The sequence below is a fragment of the Butyricimonas sp. RTP31003st1_G1_RTP31003_210430 genome (genome assembly GCF_040920905.1).
GTDB classification, from domain to species: domain Bacteria; phylum Bacteroidota; class Bacteroidia; order Bacteroidales; family Marinifilaceae; genus Butyricimonas; species Butyricimonas paravirosa.
Map to the genome: position 1 here is coordinate 10,712 of NZ_JBCOSQ010000067.1, position 18,321 is coordinate 29,032.

At 39.5% G+C, this 18,321-nt stretch carries 10 protein-coding genes and 1 pseudogene; 3 read left to right on the top strand and 8 right to left on the bottom strand.

All coding sequences use genetic code 11. The features are described 5' to 3' along the window. The 6 genes and pseudogenes from AB5542_RS17120 to AB5542_RS17145 all read right to left on the bottom strand — a co-directional run. Nucleotides 1-1,159: pseudogene (locus tag AB5542_RS17120) on the bottom strand (HEAT repeat domain-containing protein); the annotation flags it as partial. Between the two features lies 1 nt (nucleotide 1,160). Continuing rightward, the gene (locus tag AB5542_RS17125) at nucleotides 1,161-3,365 is read right to left on the bottom strand and encodes a HEAT repeat domain-containing protein (protein ID WP_279040895.1); all 2,205 of its coding nucleotides are present in this window, start codon (nucleotides 3,363-3,365) and stop codon (nucleotides 1,161-1,163) included. Between the two features lie 2 nt (nucleotides 3,366-3,367). Then, nucleotides 3,368-5,587: a hypothetical protein gene (locus tag AB5542_RS17130; RefSeq protein ID WP_279040898.1), complete on the bottom strand. Its 2,220-nt coding sequence runs from the start codon at nucleotides 5,585-5,587 to the stop codon at nucleotides 3,368-3,370. A 149-nt stretch (nucleotides 5,588-5,736) separates the two neighbouring features. Then, entirely contained in the window at nucleotides 5,737-7,305 is a 1,569-nt protein-coding gene (locus AB5542_RS17135) for a DUF6850 family outer membrane beta-barrel protein (protein WP_279040901.1), read from the bottom strand. Nucleotides 7,306-7,326: 21 nt separating this feature from the next. Beyond that, nucleotides 7,327-8,499: a DUF4876 domain-containing protein gene (locus AB5542_RS17140; RefSeq protein WP_410518824.1), complete on the bottom strand. Its 1,173-nt coding sequence runs from the start codon at nucleotides 8,497-8,499 to the stop codon at nucleotides 7,327-7,329. A gap of 105 nt (nucleotides 8,500-8,604) precedes the next feature. Beyond that, entirely contained in the window at nucleotides 8,605-11,469 is a 2,865-nt protein-coding gene (locus tag AB5542_RS17145) for a TonB-dependent receptor (protein ID WP_279040906.1), read from the bottom strand. A gap of 510 nt (nucleotides 11,470-11,979) precedes the next feature. Here AB5542_RS17145 and AB5542_RS17150 point away from each other — a divergent pair. Continuing rightward, nucleotides 11,980-12,822 carry an endonuclease VIII gene (locus AB5542_RS17150; RefSeq protein WP_118302067.1) on the top strand — a complete coding sequence of 281 codons (843 nt, stop codon included), beginning with the start codon at nucleotides 11,980-11,982 and terminating at the stop codon, nucleotides 12,820-12,822. Between the two features lie 39 nt (nucleotides 12,823-12,861). Here the strand turns inward: AB5542_RS17150 and AB5542_RS17155 are convergent, their stop codons facing one another. Further along, nucleotides 12,862-14,361 (bottom strand): IMP dehydrogenase, encoded by a 1,500-nt coding sequence (locus tag AB5542_RS17155; RefSeq protein WP_027201042.1) that lies wholly within the window; start codon nucleotides 14,359-14,361, stop codon nucleotides 12,862-12,864. A 225-nt stretch (nucleotides 14,362-14,586) separates the two neighbouring features. Between AB5542_RS17155 and lgt the strand changes: the two genes are divergently transcribed. Further along, nucleotides 14,587-15,414, top strand: coding sequence for a prolipoprotein diacylglyceryl transferase (gene lgt, locus AB5542_RS17160; RefSeq protein WP_279040911.1), 828 nt, complete (start codon nucleotides 14,587-14,589; stop codon nucleotides 15,412-15,414). A 527-nt stretch (nucleotides 15,415-15,941) separates the two neighbouring features. On the opposite strand, the gene AB5542_RS17165 is transcribed toward lgt, so the two are convergent. Beyond that, nucleotides 15,942-16,931 (bottom strand): PCMD domain-containing protein, encoded by a 990-nt coding sequence (locus AB5542_RS17165; protein ID WP_279040909.1) that lies wholly within the window; start codon nucleotides 16,929-16,931, stop codon nucleotides 15,942-15,944. Nucleotides 16,932-17,131: 200 nt separating this feature from the next. Between AB5542_RS17165 and AB5542_RS17170 the strand changes: the two genes are divergently transcribed. Next, a complete protein-coding gene (locus AB5542_RS17170) occupies nucleotides 17,132-18,205 on the top strand; it encodes an NAD(P)H-dependent flavin oxidoreductase (protein ID WP_279040913.1) in 1,074 nt (357 codons plus the stop codon). The last annotated feature ends 116 nt before the right edge of the window (nucleotides 18,206-18,321 follow it).

Below are 18,321 nucleotides of genomic sequence, written 5' to 3' on the forward strand. Positions count from 1 at the left end.
CGTCTAGGTGGAAAGAACCATTAAAACAAGCATCAAACATAACAAAACGGGCATTGGGGCAGATACGATGAATATCATTTAGATAAATGTCTAGACTTGCATTAAATAATGAATCTTGCTTTATAACTTGGGGATCAAGTGCATCATCCATCCAAATCATCGGAACTCCTAGGGACGTGACAAAGTCCTGCTTGATTTTTTCCACGTCTTTTTTTCTTTCATATGCTGTGAGTACTTTGCTACGCAGATAACGTTTAATATTATCAATAGAAAGATTTACCCCGCTACCTTCCGGGTATCCGTTTAAATATTGTGCATCATCGGAACCATGATGATGAAATAAAATTACGTCAGCCGTTTTGCGTTGGGTTGCGGATAAGTAAGAATTTTTAGCAGGCCAATTAAAATCGTAGTCATAAAAACGAACATATTTACCACTTTGGAATAATCCTGGAATTTGTTCCTTTAAAGCTACTTGTTCTCCTGCCCAAGCATCTCTGGATTCCGAATTATAACCATGTCCCCGGGCGACGGTGAGGTCATCCAACGGATTCTCCTGTTTTTTTAATCGAACGACTTTTTTCAGGTAATTATTTAATACCGTGTATTTGTCTTTTCCTTCACGTGCCATCGGTTTGATTCGACCCGAATAAATATCCGATTCGATATACATGGTAGAATGAGGGTTCAAACTGTAATAAAAATATAGAGGTCTTAAAGAATCTTGTTTCAAAAAATCAAATTGCAAGTCGAAATCATCATAATAACGATCGGACGGGATACTGGATTGATGCCAAGGGCGTTTTTGATCCATTTTGAATGCTGATGTCAAGAATTGGGCATCCCTGATCATGGGAATCGGTATATCCCCGATAAAAACAGCACCTTCCAAAGGCATTTGATGATTGGTATGTAACTCTTTTAGTAGGTCCCGAATAACTTCAGGGCTTTGCCATTCATCTATCAAAATATAGGTTGCCAGACCATCTTGTTCGATAGCATCACGGTATGCTTCAATAGAAGATTTCGCATGCTCATAACTTTGCCTGTCAACGACAATAGCAAAAGAGGTTGGCGTTTTTACATTAGGACGGATCGTTTCCGGTTCTGCCCATGAAAACAAGGGGAGCAGAAAAAATAGGATAATTAATATTCTCATATCACTTTAATCGATTTATTGTTTGTTGTATTTCTAGTTGTAATTTCTCTGGCATCTTCTTCATGGCTATCATGTTTTCTAAAGCATGACGAATTTCATCTTTACGATAAGAGTAGTTAAACCAGCCTAAAGCCTCAGCCATGTTTATTCTGACATTAAGAGCTTGTTTTTCATTGTTTATAATAGATAAGTAAGTTTCAATATTGGCATGGCGAGGATAGTTTCTTACGTAACGTATCGTAGAAATCTGTTTTTCCTGAGGGGAGGAGATGTCTTGTAACATAGCCAGGGTCCGGATATTGTTTGTGCGATTCTTTTCTATTTGCTGTTGTAAACTTTTAATGGTTGCTTGTCTGGATAGAGATGTATCAGATTCTTTTGTTTGGTAACGAGTGATTTCTTTTTGAACTTCATCAAGAGGCAACAGAGGAATAGCTCCTTGCAAAGCATAATTTACCCGTTGAGCTTCCGGATAATTTAAAAATACATCTATGGCAGCTTCTGTCAGTTGGGGATCTCCACATTTTCCAACATAAGTGGCAGAATTTCTACGGATGAGTTCATAGGCATCATAAAGCCCCAAACGTATAGCCTCGGTAAAATCATGATTAGCGTAGCGACTCAATAATTTTAAGGCTTCCATGCGTAAGCTATTATAAGGAGATGTTTTGAAAATAGTCAATAAGCGTGAAGACATATTTTTGTTAACGTCATTTTCTACCAACATGCGCAAAGCTAAAGCTTGTACGTCGGCATTGGGAGAAGCCAGATAGTTTTCCCAAGTTTGAATATTATTCTTGTTGGTGACAATATCTATTCCTAACGTGTTGGAACTGATTGGAGAAAAATGAAAAGTAGGATCTCCGATGATGTGTCCTTCAAGAGTTGCCACTAATCGATTCCATTGCCCGATTCGTATCCCCTGAGAAAGTAATCCGATCATTTCTATTGTCCAGCGGTCTTGTAATACATTGCGTGTATTTCCTTGAGTTACGATTGTATTGCCATTGTTGAAAATGTAATATCCCGCAACATATCCTTCTTGATGAAAGGAACCATTATAGCAGGCGTCAAATACGACAAATCGGGGATATGTTTTCATCTCTTTTAAATCATGAAGAGTAATCCATGTCTTTTCTCTTTCCAACGAATCATTACGAGATATTTCTTCCATAGAAAAGTCATTGAAAAAATCCGGTCTTAAAGCATATTTTTTTATGAAATATGCTTTGATTTCTTCCGGAGAACCTTTTTTCTTTTCGATTTCTTGTTTTACGGTAGAATATAAAGATGATTTGATATAGTCCATATATCCTTGTAAACCGTTAGGGGCGGGAATGTCACAGATATACTGGCGTTCGGGAGAGCCATGTTCATGAAATAACATAATGTCCACCTCATCTCTTTGAAGTTCATCGAAGAGACGATATTTCATGTAGTCTTCCATACGATAATTTAAAAATCTGGCATCTTGAGAATTTTTCCAAGCAAGTGGAAAGCTTTCTGTTAAAGCCAAGCGTTCATCCATCCATGCGATCAGACAGTCAGAGTTATATCCGCTTCCGGTAAAAGATACGAAACAATCTAGTTTATTGGATTTCTTTTTCTCTCTAACAACTTTTTCTAAGTACTCGCTAATTGCTTCGTATTTATCCCCACCTTTTTCTGTTGGGTATTTTATTCGTCCGGAATAGAACGTGGGATTTAAGTTTTGAGGACTGTCTTCACGTAATTTGTAATAAAAATGTAATGGGTTTACGGAATCTTGCCGGATAAAATCAAAAGTTAAGTGCAGATCGTCATAAAAACGGTCAGAAGGCACGGAAGATTCCGGGAAAGGGAATGTTTCTTCATTCATTTTAAAAGCGGTTGTCAAATGTTGGGCATTACGAATGAGAGCCACGGGAATGTCTCCGATAAACACGACACCTTCTAATGACGGTTGGCGTTTATAAATTTTTATGATCTCGGCTTTTACTTGATTCGGATTTTTCCATGTTCCGCTTACGATATAAACAGACAATCCTTCAGCTTCTAATGCATCCCGGTAATTTTCAATGGATGCTTTGGTTTTTTCCAAGGTAATTTCGTCTACGATAATGGCGAATGCTGTTGGATGTTGTTGTTGAGGTTTTTGGATTTTTACTTTTCCTGATACAGGAAAGATTAAAATCACAAGACTTAAAATCAAAATGATTCGTCTCATATCTATCTATTTTTTATTTGTTCTGTTAATCGATAATAAGTTCTTTCAGCTTCTTGTCTGATTCTCGTGTCTTGTTTCATATCTTGCATAAGTTCTTTACATACCTCAACGATAGCACCTTTTTGTTCAGATAGGGAGAACCATGCTAATGATTCAAGTAATCCTTGACGGATTGTTGGTGATGCGTTTACATCTCTGACAATGGATAAATAAACAGGAATACCAGGATGATAGTTTGCATTTTTCAAATAACGAATCTCTGACATTTTTCTGTTTTCTGAAATGTCTGGTTTCAACATATCCTGAGTAGCTTTATATTGGCGTTCGTTTTTGAGAAGAGTTTCAAGTTTTTCCAGTATTCTCTGTTTATTAAGAATAGAAGAACGAGCTAAAATTTTTTCTGCTTCAGCTTTTACGTCTTCCCAACGGTAAAGGCTTAGACTCATCTGGGTATTGAACACGACTCGTTCGGAAAAGTAATCATTAATATAACTTTTAATAATATAAGGTAAAAATTCCAAGGAACCGACACGACCCATTCGATGGATAGCTATGCGTCGGATAAATTCGTAACAATCTGTTGTAGCTTGTTTTAAAACTTCCCGGAAATTTTCATCATTGATTTCTTCCAATAGGGTCATACAATTATAGCGAACCACTGCATAGGGTGAATTTTCAAAGTAATACCGTAACGTGTCTGAGATACCCGGATATTCAGCATGGTATAGTTTTATTAAAGAAATATTTTGTATGTCGGCATACGAAGTGTTTTTCAATAAGGAATACCAAAAATCCGGAGTTTGGGGGACTCCTAACCATTCATTACAACGTATGGAATCAACAGGAGATTTAAAATAAAAAGTAGGATCTCCAAGAATATGAGATTCTAAAATATTGGTGTAACGAGCCCAGAAACCCAAGCGAGCTCCTAATCCCAATAAACCAAAAAGGTCATTGGCAGATTTGTCTTGAAGAACATTTACAGAATTACCGAAAGCAACGACACATTTTCCGGGAGAGAAAATATAACGTCCGGCTATGTAGTCGTTTTCTCTGAAGTCTCCATTATAACAAGCGTCGAAAATGACAAAACGAGCGTTGGGAGCGATGGGAAAAATATCTTCTAAGATGATACCCATGTGTACATCGGTCAAGGAATCCTTAACAATTTGCTCCGGGGCATTAACACCTTTCCACCAACTCGTATCCACTTGAAATTGTTCTGACCACTTTTCCAATTGGTCTTGGTAATTTTTATCATTTCGGACATCTTGACGTAATTTTATCCGGACTTCCCGTTTTAATATTTCCATATGTTGCTCATAATCATGTGTGGAGGGTGTTGCAGATAGATATTGTCTGTCTGGAGTGCCATGTTCGTGAAAGATCATCATGTCCAGATCTTTTTGTTTGAGCGTACTAATCAGTTCATCTTTTGGATAATCCCACATACTATAACGCATGAAACGAGCGTTGTTCATTTTGTTGAATACACCGGGAATTTGTTCTCGTAAAGTTTGTTGTTCTGCACGCCAAGCTGTCAAAGAGTTCGAGTATGAACCATGTCCGGTGTAAGATACAAATCGGTCCAATAGATTTGCCTCCTGATGAGCAGCAACCGCTTTTGTCAGATAATCACGGATTTGCTGGTAAGGGTCAAGTTCTGAGGTGATAATTGGTTTTATACGTCCTGTGTAAATATCGCAACGTATTCTTTGTGGAGAAAGTGCGGATAGGTCATAATAGAACATTTGGGAATTTAAACTGTCCTGTTGTAGAAAATCGAATTTCAAATCGAAATCATCATAGAAACGATCGGAAGGAACGGAGGACTCCCGCATAGGGTATCTGGATTCGACCATTTTGAAAGCAGAAGTCATGTGTTGTGCTTTACGAATCATCGGGATTGGAATTTCTCCGATAAAGACAGCTCCTTCTAATTGTTGCTCTTGGTATAATTTGAACAGGATCTCACGAATTTGTTCCGGTTTTTTCCAATCATCAGCAAAAATATAAGTTCTTAATTGTTCTTGTTCCAATACATCTCGGTAGTGTAAAATTTCAGGTTGGCACTTTTGCCAAGTCTTTTGATCTGTGATAATGGCGAAACTTGTACTTCCCTTAGAGGATGTAGGGGCAATAATTGTTTGTGCTTGGGATAAAGTTACTGCTGTTAAAGCAATAATTACATTGATTAGTTTACAATAAATAATTCTTTTCATTTGAGTTCATCCTAATTGTTTTTGTCTATTTGTCTGTTTTTGTGAAAAATCCTTCCGATGTTCCGTATTACAGAAATGAACATCGGAAGGTATGTCTTAGAAAAAATGAAATCGGTTTTTATGTTTCCGGTATAGAAATATCTTGTCTTTTAAAAATTACATCCGATACTGAATTGCATGATCTTTTTATCTTTGAAATCATTATTCGATGTGTTTAAATATCTAAATTCTGCTTTCCCGAAAAGATTGGCCCTTTTATTCTCTTTTACTTTTTGAGAATATACCAGTGTCATGGCTCCATCTATATAGTCGGAGGTAAGGTAACTAAAGTCTTGATTCATGAAACGGGTTACCATAGGACTGTCCGGATTTTGTCCGTTATAATCATATATTCCGCTAAGATTATTATTATACCAACATTCTATTCCGATTAATAGATGTTTTGTCAGTTTTTCTGATAGGCGGGTATTGTATTTACCCTGTAATCCGAATTTCAGATTTTCCCACTCCCGGCGGGATTCTGGTAATATGTATTTTTCCTTGTTATTCTCATAGTTTACCTTCAATCCGATCTTCCAAAGATAGGCTTCTTTCCAGTTCTTCAGTAAATCATAAGAAAAACTAAGGGCATCCGTTTGGTAAGTAGAACGAACAGATTTATACCATGTAACATATCCGGCTTCATCCTCCGTACTATTGTAGGTTTGTATATATTCTATACCGTCAACATCTTTTCGTTGGTAGTTTATCTGGATCAATGAAGTATATCTTTCCGTATAGTTAAAATACATTTCCAAATTAGCTTTTACACGTTGATCCTCTATTGTCCCGTTACTTTGAACGTTTGTAAAGGATATTTCTGCATCCTCGACTCTTTTTGAATAACTGCCTGAAAACATTAAATTTATACTACCTTGGTAATTATACTGGAAAGCTCCTCCGATACTATTTCCGTTATAGTTCGTTGTTCTTCCCGATCCCAATTTCTCCACGCTAGTTCCTAATCCGTACATGTACCAATAATGTTGATCGACATAGATATTCACGTTGTCCATTTCGCTATCTTCTCGTATGTTGTAATATTCAAAATTGAATCCTAAATGATGTTTATCGGAAAAAGAAAAAACAACACCCGGTTGTATCATAAACGTGTAGAACCTACTTTCAACACGAGGATCTACTTGTTTGGCTCCAATAGAAGTTTGGTATTTACCGCCTAATCCAAAAGAAATAAGATTCCAATATTGTGGAGTTGACACCTTCCATTTCAGAACATAGTGCTGATTATTCCAGTCACTTACGTTTGTATCTCCTACCATATAGGGCATATCTCGGAATGGGTCTATAATAGAGGCATTGTATAGGACGTCTTTCAATTTATCTCGGGAATAATCAAAACTTCCCCAGGCGTAGAACTTATTGTTAACAGCACCGCCTCCTTCCGTGTTAAAGGTAAAACTATTGCCGGATTCTCCCGCTTGAGGACGGCAGAAATTCCCATCATAAAACTGATAACCGAATTTAGCGTCTGCGTACTTTTTGTGATTCTCAAGCATAGAACCTGCTGCGTTAGAGGTGTGATGCCACAACCTGAACATGGTGAATTTTTCCAGAGCTGCGGGAGTGTTGTCAACCTCGTTTTGCTCTTGTGCGTTCACCATGAATGGTATGAATATAAAGCCTAGAACAATTGTTAACTCTTTATATATGTTCTTCATAATATATCTTTTTTCATTAAATTATTTCAATGTATGATTCCAAGAGGGCATCTTCGTGTTATATTTTCTGAAAACTGGGGTTACACCCATATCAAAATCATCCGTACTATTGTTGGTATCCATGAAAATAGGATCTCCATTATCCCGTGTAGATTCCACTTTTCTGTGAATTCCTAGGGACACGTAGGTATCGCCCACGTAGGCTAATCCAGCATCAAGCACGGCGGGAACTCGTTTGCCGGTAATACTGTTGATATTTGCTCCTGTTTCTACAACATCCAATAACCATTTACGCGGTACTTTAGCGTGTAACGTTCTATTTGTACTTCCTAAATCTGTTGTTTGCATGGTTAAGTCATTGACCGGATCGTAGGATTCTCCTTCCGGTATTTTGAAAATAGCAATGGCTGGTCCGAAGACGGACCATAGAACTTGCGGCATCGTGTATAGTTTCTTACCGTTATAAAATACAATTTCCATATCATAAGCCGGTTGGTCTGGAAAATTGGCATTATTACAATTGAACTCAAATTCGGCACTACTGCAATCTACGGGGGAATTTGGATTGTACGTAGCCAAACGATGGTTGGCAGCAAATTGGGCAACCACGCAGGATTCTCCGGCTTTTAGCGGATAATCGGTTCCATTGCCCGGAAATTTCCATATTTGTTGAGCATACACATACTGATCGCCATCCTCGGAAGGCCAAACCGTACTGTTGGTACTGCTGGCTGTTGTTGGATACAAATAAGCAATATATATGTCATCCATATAAAATGTTTCCGATTCCGTGTTATTGTAAAATTCGTAGAATTGATCTCTAAAATAATTTGTATTATTCAACGTCTTTGATCCACAATAATACATTTGGATGATTTTCATTTTTCCGGCTACAAGTCCACTAATATCTATCTCTATCGTGGAACTGGCTACAAGAGGTTCATTTACTTTATTACCTTTAAAAAAGTATTCGTCATTGTTATCATCTTGTGCTTTTCCGGAGATCGTGATAGAGTAAATTCCAGGGATGACGCTGTCTACAACTAATGTTTTTCCGGGTTCGTAAGAAATTTCTTTTTCAATACTGATACCTTCGGAAAAGTTTTCGAGTTTGACAGTTAATTCGTTTGGAATAGGGGTTTGGTCATCTGTTTCGGTCATTCGGGGTTGTACGGATATTGTCAAAGGAGTCATCTTTTTTGCTTCTCCGGCTTTGTTGAATTGATCCGTACAGGACGAGTGTCCTAAGAGTAGGATAAAAAGACCTATAATATTGATACTTAAAATATTCTTCATAATTTACCTGTTTAATAATAACGAAAGTTCTAAACCAAAGAATAAATCTTCATTCCGTTTCAGATAGCTGTTCTGGGCTCTTTTCTGTTTATAAATCGGATGACTGCGAAACATATTGTTTGCAAAGAAGGATACACGCATGTAGTCTCCTAATTCTTTCGTCACGTTTATATTCATGCATAATAACGGAGGCATACTTTCTTTGATATAATGAGTCGTGTTCACAGTACGTTTAATATTCGTGTAATCCTCTTCAGACATATAATTTTCTTCTCCCACTTTATCCACGTCGAAGTCGTACATTTTACCGTCATATTTTGAAATGTATTTTACTGGGATTGAATCATTCTTTATTTTGTACCAGTTTTTATCGAACCATGTTACCTGTGCAGTCAATGTGGCAACAAGACCGATAGAAGGAATGTTGTGAGTTGCTCTGAACGTGGTTAACAAACGTTCTTTAAGGAACTTCTCCATTCCTTTTTCATATACTCCGACATGAGTCCGTTTGGCAGGATCGGAAGGGGTTGGGAAATAATAAGTGTAGTCATTATTATATGTTTCCGTGCGAATATATGACCCGTTGACAGAGAATGCTGTCCGGATTGCGTCGATACGATTGACTTGCATTTCCAATTCTACTCCTTTGGAATTAATGGTAATATTGTTTTTAGGAGTATTATAACATAATAATACCGGATATTCATTTGTCAGTTTCAACGTTGGGAAAGAGACCCCGTCTGCCGGTAGATCACCGGATTGTTCGTATACTTTATATGTCATAGGTTTGAACGCATCCGTTAGTGAATACCCATTTTTCATTTTTTCTTCAAATGCGGTAACGTCCATGTGTAATTTACCCAGATTTAATCTGAATCCGATTTCAGTCTTTTGGTTTTTGGCTAATTTCAAGTCCGGATTTTCTGTGTCAACGGCGTATGTCGTGGTTAACAACAGGCGTTGTGCTTCTGGAATAGATTCCATTGCCATACTGTTGTAATGAACAAATTCAAAATAAGCTGTTTCGGGGTGTAAATATAAAAGGGAAGGTGTTTTAGCTGCAATTCCAAAACCTCCTTTAATTGAGAATTTGTCAGGAATAATTTCCAAGGAAGCGTTAATACGAGGGGCAAGAATGTCGTTAAAATCAAATATTTTGTCATAACGTAATCCTACTGAAACATCTAGGTTCCTTTTTCCGCCGATTAACCAATTGAAGTTTTCTTGTACAAATACCCCCAGTTGGTTGATAAAGGGTACTTCCTTGTATGAACGGGCTCGGAATGTTGAGTTCAGTGCTGATAAGTTTCGATAGGGGGGAGTGTTCGGATCGAACACTAATCCTTTACCACGATTTCCGTCACTTCGAAAATCAATTCCGGTAATAATCCGGTTACTTATCGGTCCTGAAATTTTAATCAGGTTTGCGGATAATTTAGCAAATACATTGATTTCCCGTCCTTCTATGGAATAACTGGTTAAATAACTGTCCGGGAGGTAAATCGTGTAATTAGAAGCATCATTATCAGAAAAGTTGGTGATTTTGTTACCGTTCTCATCATACACGTCTACACCCGGTTTATTAGATAAAGTTGTTCCGTCCGTTTTTGTCATTGAGAAAGATGCGTTTGCGCTAGAACGCATTTGTTGATGGTGGCTGTTCTTGGCAACATAAGAAGCCGACAACGTGTAACGGATGTTTTTTAACCACCCAAAATCTGTGTTTAAAATACCGTTTGTGTTGAATGTGATTCCTTTTGTTGTTCCGTTTTCTTTGATTTGCTGTACCTCTTCATCCGGGTTTTTGTCCCGACGATTGTCCCCGTAAGTAAAATCCAGTGAAGTATTGGAACGTAATTTTTTATTCCAGAATGAATTGGAGTATAGTAAACGAGCTGTAGCACGTTGGTAGTATATATAAGATTGAGTGATATCTTTTACACTATAAGCATAATCTCCACTAATATGTAAAGAACCTCTTTCTTTTCCTAGGTTCAGCCCTTTACTGGCTGTAAATAAGTACACGTTGGGATTTGTCCTGAAATTAATCCTCAAAGGTTCAATTCCTGCCTTTGTATTGATAATTACGGCTCCGGATGTTAAGTCTCCGTATTCTGCGGAGGGGATACCCCGGATAACTTCGATGGATTCAATATTATCAGCGGAAACATTTCTTAAATCGATACTATTAGCTGGAGCTGCACTACCTCCAACGGAGGATTCACCGGAGGTGAAGGAAGTACTTAAGGCTTGTAAATTTGCATTATTCGATATGGGCGCTCCATCTTTATAAACTGCCGATCCGAAACTGTTCATGGAGATTGCTGCTGACATCTGGTCTCCGGAGGGTAAGGTTAAGAATCGAAGATTTAAAGAAAGAGCATTTTGCAGGGTTTGGTTTTCAACGAGCTGTCCTGGTATGAGGGCTAGGACATCTGCTAAAGAGGTGGCTTGCATGTGATCCATGGCAATGCGTGAGATTTTGGAAGAAGTTGACGTCCCTGCTCTGTTATTTTGTGCTGTAACAACGACTTCATTTAATCGGAAATTGGATTTTTCCATGAATAGTTTTAGGTCAACTGTTTCTTTGTCTCCTAGAACAATTGTCATTTTTATTGGTTCATATCCGAGTGAAGTCACTTCTATTTTGTAAGTACCGGCATCTAGTTTATTCATGATAAATGTTCCGTCCATTTTGGTGACGGTGCCGATTCCTAGTTCCGGGAAAAATATAGAAGCTAACGGAATAGGAGTTTTGGGGGACGATTTTTCAAATATACGTCCAGTAATGGTATATTCCTTTTTGGAGTCTGTTTCAGCTTGAACTGTGACAGACAACACGCACAATAATATCACAATTGTCATCATTTTAAACATGATTATTGTGATACATTTCTTTGTAAAACATGAGATTTTCCTCATTTTTCCTGTTTTTAATTAATAATTAAATAACACCAAATAGGGAAGAGAACGAAGTGAATGTTTTAAGATCTTTGCTATTAAAAAAGGATCGATTTTTGATCTTACCCCAACAAGCTTTTTTTTCTTAGACATATTCATTTGTTATGCTCATCCTCAGATAATTAAAAAAATGTACTTTCTCTTTTTTTAAGCACTTATTAATCGATCAAATAATGATCTTGTTTTTCTGTTTATTTAATGCAAAATTATATTACAAGAAATATTCTGACAATCCCTATTTTAGGGGATATTGTTTAAGTTTTACATTGGAATGATACCGGTTTTTTATTATTTATTTTGTATATAATCCAAGCAAATTTGGATGATTATATTAGAAATATCTGAGAATTATATTGATGTAGAGAATATCTTCTTTATATTTGGAGAAGATAAAATACTAATTTAAGTCTATAAATCATGATAGAGGCACCTGAAGCGCTTTGTTTGTCGGAACAGTTGAACGGGGTTATCAAAGGAAAGGTCGTAACGGATGTTATACCTTGCTACACCCCGCATAAATTTGCCTTTTTCAACGGGGACCCGGAAAAATACCCGGGGATGTTACTTGGTAAAATGGTGGACGGGGCTTGTGCTTACGGGGGAATGGTGCAAATAAACGTGGGGGATGCCAAGGTGGTGTTTAGCGACGGGGTAAACCTCCGTTATTACGAACCTGAGGCGAAGTTACCGAACAAGCACCAGTTACTGATCGGGTTTGAAGATCAGAGTTGCATAATCGTTTCCGTGAGGATGTACGGTGCTGTATGGTGTTTTGTGGGGGATTCTTTCGAGGGTGGTTTGGTGTCATATTACGGGGGGGCAAAAAATAAACCGCAGGTGTTGTCGGATGCTTTTGACAAGGCGTATTTCATGTCCCTGATTAATGACGAAGGGGTACAGAAAAAGAGTGCCAAGGCGTTTCTTGCCACGGATCAGATGATTCCCGGTTTGGGAAATGGCGTGTTGCAAGATATTCTGTATCTGGCTCGGGTACATCCGAAGACGAAGATTGCGGTTCTTTCGCAGGCGAAAAGGGAAGAGCTTTTCGGGTGTGTGAAGAAGGTTTTGCGGGAGATATACCGACTGGGAGGACGTTGTTCCGAGAAGGATTTGTTTGATCAGAAAGGGGGATACGTTCCTTACTTGTCTAAGGATACAGTGGGGAGTCATTGCGTGTACTGCGGGGATTATATATTAAAAGAGAATTATTTGGGGGGTAGTATTTACTATTGCAACACTTGTCAGCAAGAAGAAAGATAGAATAAAAAATCCCGGAGTTTAATCCGGGATTTTTTGATATTATCTGTTATGATCTTTTAATATCACGTCGTGGGCACCGCCTTCCACGATACTGGTTGAAGAAACCAGGGTGATTTTAGCATTCTTTTGTAATTCAAAGATAGATGTTGCTCCGCAGCTACACATCGTGGAGCGGATTTTACCGATGGTTACATCCAAGTTGTCTTTTAATTTTCCGGCGTATGGAACGTAGCTATCCACGCCTTCCTCGAATTTGAGGGATTCACTGCCGCCCATGTCATAACGTTGCCAGTTGTGGGCGCGGTTAGAACCTTCTCCCCAGTACTCTTTCACGTAGGAGTTATTCACCATTAGTTTTTTGGTGGGGGATTCATCGAATCGGGCGAAATAACGTCCCATCATCAAGAAATCGGCACCCATGGCAAGAGCCAACACCATGTGGTAGTCATGTACGAGACCGCCATCACTACAAATCGGCACGTAGATACCGGTATCCTCGAAGTATTTATCGCGGGCTTTGGCCACGTCAATCACGGCTGTAGCCTGTCCGCGGCCGATACCTTTCTGCTCGCGGGTGATACAGATGGAACCTCCACCGATACCCACTTTGATAAAGTCAGCCCCGGCTTCCACCAGATAACGGAATCCGGCCTGATCTACCACGTTTCCGGCACCAACGAGTACTTTGCCGTTGTATTCTTGTTTAATCCATTGTAATGTTTCTTTTTGCCATTCGGAGAAACCGTCAGATGAATCGATACATAAAACGTCCACCCCGGCTTCTACTAACGCGGGAACACGTTCTTTGTAATCACGGGAGTTAATCCCGGCACCTACCAGTAATTTCTTGTCCGTGGTGTTTAATAATTCATTCGGGTTATCTTTGTGGCTATCATAGTCCTTGCGGAACACGAAGTAAGCAAGGTTTTGATCTTTATCGATGATCGGTAAGGTGTTCAGTTTATGATCCCAGATGATTTGGTTTGCCTCGCTGAGGGTCATCCCGATTTCTCCAACGGTTAATTTGGAAAAGGGAGTCATGAATTCTTTCACTTTTCTGTCTTTCGGGTCTTTTTCTCCCCGGTAATCCCGGCTGGTAACAATACCCAGCAATTTGCCATTCGGGGTCCCGTCATGGGTAACCCCCATCGTGGTATGTCCCGTACGTTTCACCAAAGCAAGCACGTCTGCCAACGTGGCTTCCGGGGTGATGTTGGAATCACTGGTAACGAACCCGGCCTTGAATTTCTTTACCTTGCGAACCATTTCTGCCTGTGATTCGATAGGTTGTGAACCGAAGATAAATGACAATCCCCCGTTCCGGGCAAGTGCAATTGCCAATCCTGAATCGGAAACGGACTGCATAATCGCAGAAACAAACGGGATGTTCAGTTCAATGGCTGATTTCTCGCCTTTTTTATACTTCACCAAGGGCGTTTTCAATGAAACGTTGGTTGGGATACACTGTTTCGTGGTCAGACCGGGAATAAGCAGATATTCTCCGAAAGTTCTTGATACATCGTCCAAATAGATTGCCATAGAATTTATCTTTATGCGGTTTGATTAAAAATTGGGCAAAGATAGTCAATTCTTCGAGATATTTTACCGATTGACGTGAAAATATTCATGTCATTATTGAGTGAAATGGGAGGATTAATAACTTTTGATATGTTCTTGGCAGAGGGAAAGGTAAGAGAAGGATGTGGGAGGGGTAGCAAGTATCCTATGTCAAAGAATGGAAAATAAAATGTATTTTTGTCCTTGATGAATTATATAGAATGGAACATAGATCCCGTTGCGTTTTGGGTAGGAGGAATCCCTGTCATGTATTACAGTTTGCTGTTGATTGCGGGGACCGTGGCGTCCGTATGGATACTGAAACGTGTTTACTGGGAAAACGGGATACCGTGGGAGCATCTCCAGATACTCGTGATGCTGAGTATTGCCGGCTTGTTTCTAGGGGCGCGTTTGGGCCATTGCCTGATTTACGAGTATGCGTATTATTTCGCACATCCATTGGAAATTTTGCTCCCGGTACGGGTTAAGTCGGATGGAAGTGTTATTTTTTCCGGTTATCAGGGGATGGCCAGTCATGGAGGGCTTGTCGGGTGGATGATTGCCATGGTGATTTATTCCCGGATTACGGGTGAGAACGTGTTACGGACACTTGACACGATTGCTCTCGTTTTACCTTTAGCGGCGGGGTGTATTCGTTTGGGAAACTTGGCCAATTCCGAGATTATCGGAATCGAAACCAACGTGCCATGGGCCTTTGTTTTCGAACAGATTGATTCGGTACCCCGTCATCCGGCTCAAATTTATGAAGCCTTGGCCTATTTCTTTATTTTCGGGATAAATTTGTTGCTTTACCGACGAATCGGGTTGAAGTGTTATCGGGGAGTACTTTTAGGGAATACCCTTGTCTGGGTTTTCGTGGCTCGTTTTTTGATTGAATTTGTCAAGGAAAGGCAGGTACCTTTCGAGGATCAAATGACCTTGGACGTGGGACAGGTGTTGAGTATTCCGTTTATCTTATTGGGTATATTCCTGTTGATTCGCGGGTTTAAGTGTAAAAAGAATACGACACGGTGATTCATGTAACGTGTGTAAATCGTGTTTTGTTCCTGTGAAAGAAATGTTTATTGGGAGTTGTTATTAGATATGGCTATTATTATATGATCATACTGTTATTATAAATGTAACCAAATCATTCTATATACTAATAAATGTCTATTTTTTGTTATTGTGATAGGAGGGGAATAGGGGAGGAATAGGAGCGGAATGGGAGCGGCTCGCAATATGGTTCGTGTATGATTGAAATTTAGTAATGATAATTTACATGAATTTGTGAAAATTTAGGATTGAACTCGACTGAAGTTATCTTACTATGATGGTCTACCCCCTTCAAGGGGCTTTCCTAAAAGTCATTTTATTTCAAAAACTCCTCCGTCACTTCGTGCCACCTCCTCTATAAACAGAGGAGGAGCTGGTGAATCTTTCCGAAGACAGGGCACATTTCAGCTCTCCCTCTGTTTATAGAGGGAGTACGGCGAAGCCGGGAGGGAGTTGGGAAAATGACTTTTAGGACACCCCAGCTAATTTCCAAATGGTTACCGCTTTTAATAAGCTAACCGTACGTTATCTACCCAAAGTTTATTTCCCACGGTTCCAATGTAAGCCTCCCCGTAACTAGAGGATACACGCAGGAACAAATGGGTGGGTTTGTCGTCCGTATCTCCCCAACCTACTTCTTCCACGGGTACGGATTTACCTTTGCTGTTGATACAGTATAGAGATTGTTCTTTGGGGATTAATTGCATATAGGATTTACTACCGGGCTGATTTGCCGGGTCCCCGTAAAGAATATTCAATCTGTGGTTGTTTTTCCAGTCGGGAGTGTTTTCGGAAAGGCGTTCTATGGCTGTACCGATCCGTTTGGCATACACGTTGCCATTCTCGTCCTCCCAGCGTTTTTGAAGGATCACGTATACTTCGGCGGAATCCCGGCCTGCCACGTCAACAATTTTGCTAAAACCGGTTGCTTTGATCCGGTGATCTGTTCCCGGGGTTTCCATTTTGTAGTCAAATACAACTGCGTTCGGGGTTTCCGTGAAAGGAATTCCGGCGTTCAGTTTACTTTGCGGGTTCTTCGTGTCCTTAATCGGTTCGTGCATCTGTCCCAGGTAAATTGTACCCGGTACAAGTACGGTGATGTTCACGATACCCAGTACTTTACATTTCTCCATGAGCGTTTCGACACGTACACAATAGCCGTCATCTCTTTTCTCCGGGAAAACAGAGATACTGCATTTCGTGACTCCACTGACTTTTGCCATGACGTTAGAAGTTCTCCACGGGGAAACCGTGGAACTGATATAGGGTTTGTCTCCTCGAATCGTGTCTACCGGGGCAACCTCGTAAAGGGTTTTCGTGTTACCACCAATGACAAATGATTCATCAATGATGCGTACCATCCAGCTATTGAAGTCCCCGAATGGGATTAATTTTTCATTTTCTTTTTCTGTCGTTTGTGCCATGGATAGAACGCTTGTTCCCAGAATAATTCCTAGGCATAGCGTTTTTATAGTATTACGTGTAAATTGTTTCATATCAATTGATTTTCTTCTGTCTTGAATACTTTTATTACGATAAAATGACTTTAAGGTTTTATGCAAGAAACATGCCAGTGTTAATAATCGTGTTGAATAATGTAAATAATGTTGCTAACGTGTTTATTCTTAATGTGAAAATGAGAATGTTAAATAATAAAGAGTATCTTTGACTGTCTTAAATACTTTTATATATGATGATGAAAAAATTAAACATTGGGAATCTCTCAATCTCAGTTCCCATTGTACAAGGTGGTATGGGTGTTGGTATATCACTTTCCGGATTGGCGTCTGCGGTGGCAAATGAGGGAGGAGTTGGTGTGATTTCCAGTGCCGGATTAGGTTTGTTATATCGGAATTTATCCAAAGATTATATTCAGGCTAGTATCATGGGTTTGAAGGAAGAACTTCGTAAAGCTCGTGAGAAAACAAAGGGTGTGATTGGCGTGAATGTTATGGTTGCCATGTCTAATTTCGCGGATATGGTGAAGACCGCGATTGCTGAGAAAGCGGATATTATTTTCTCCGGAGCGGGATTGCCGTTGAATTTGCCGAGTTTCTTGCAAAAGGATAGCGTGACCAAGTTGGTTCCGATCGTTTCTTCTGCGCGTGCAGCAAGAGTTATTGCCGAGAAGTGGCATAATTTGTATAATTACCTGCCGGATGCGTTTGTCGTGGAAGGACCGAAAGCGGGGGGACACCTCGGGTTCAAAGATGAACAAATCAATGACGAGCATTTTTCGTTGGAACATATTTTGCCGGAAGTGATTGACGAGGTGAAGGATATTGAAACGCATTACGGGAAAAATATTCCGGTGATCGTGGCTGGAGGAATCTACACGGGTGAAGATATTAAACGTTTTATGGATATGGGAGCGTCTGGGGTACAGATGGGTACTCGTTTCGTGACCACGGAAGAGTGTGATGCGTCTGATGTTTTCAAACAGACTTACATCGAGGCGAAACAGGAGGATATACAGATTATCAAAAGTCCGGTGGGAATGCCGGGACGGGCGATATTCAGCAAGTTCATCCAGAAGGTGAAGGAAGGACAGAAACAGCCTAAAACGTGTATGTGCAAGTGTATCAAAACGTGTGATATAAGCAAGAGTCCTTATTGTATCATTGCGGCTTTGTACAACGCTTTCAAGGGAAATATGGATAACGGTTACGCTTTTGCCGGGGCGAATGCTTTTCGGGCCACGAAGATTGTTTCCGTGAAAGAGACTTTCCGTTCTTTATTGGACGAGTTTAATCGTGCTATCAATAAATAATATAATCGGGAGTGTCAAAGAACTTTTGACACTCCCGATTAAGTAATGTGGCCAAAAATAGTTGGTAACATTTTTCCAATTAAAGCTTATCTTTGAATAGTAAAGTCGAAGAGGAA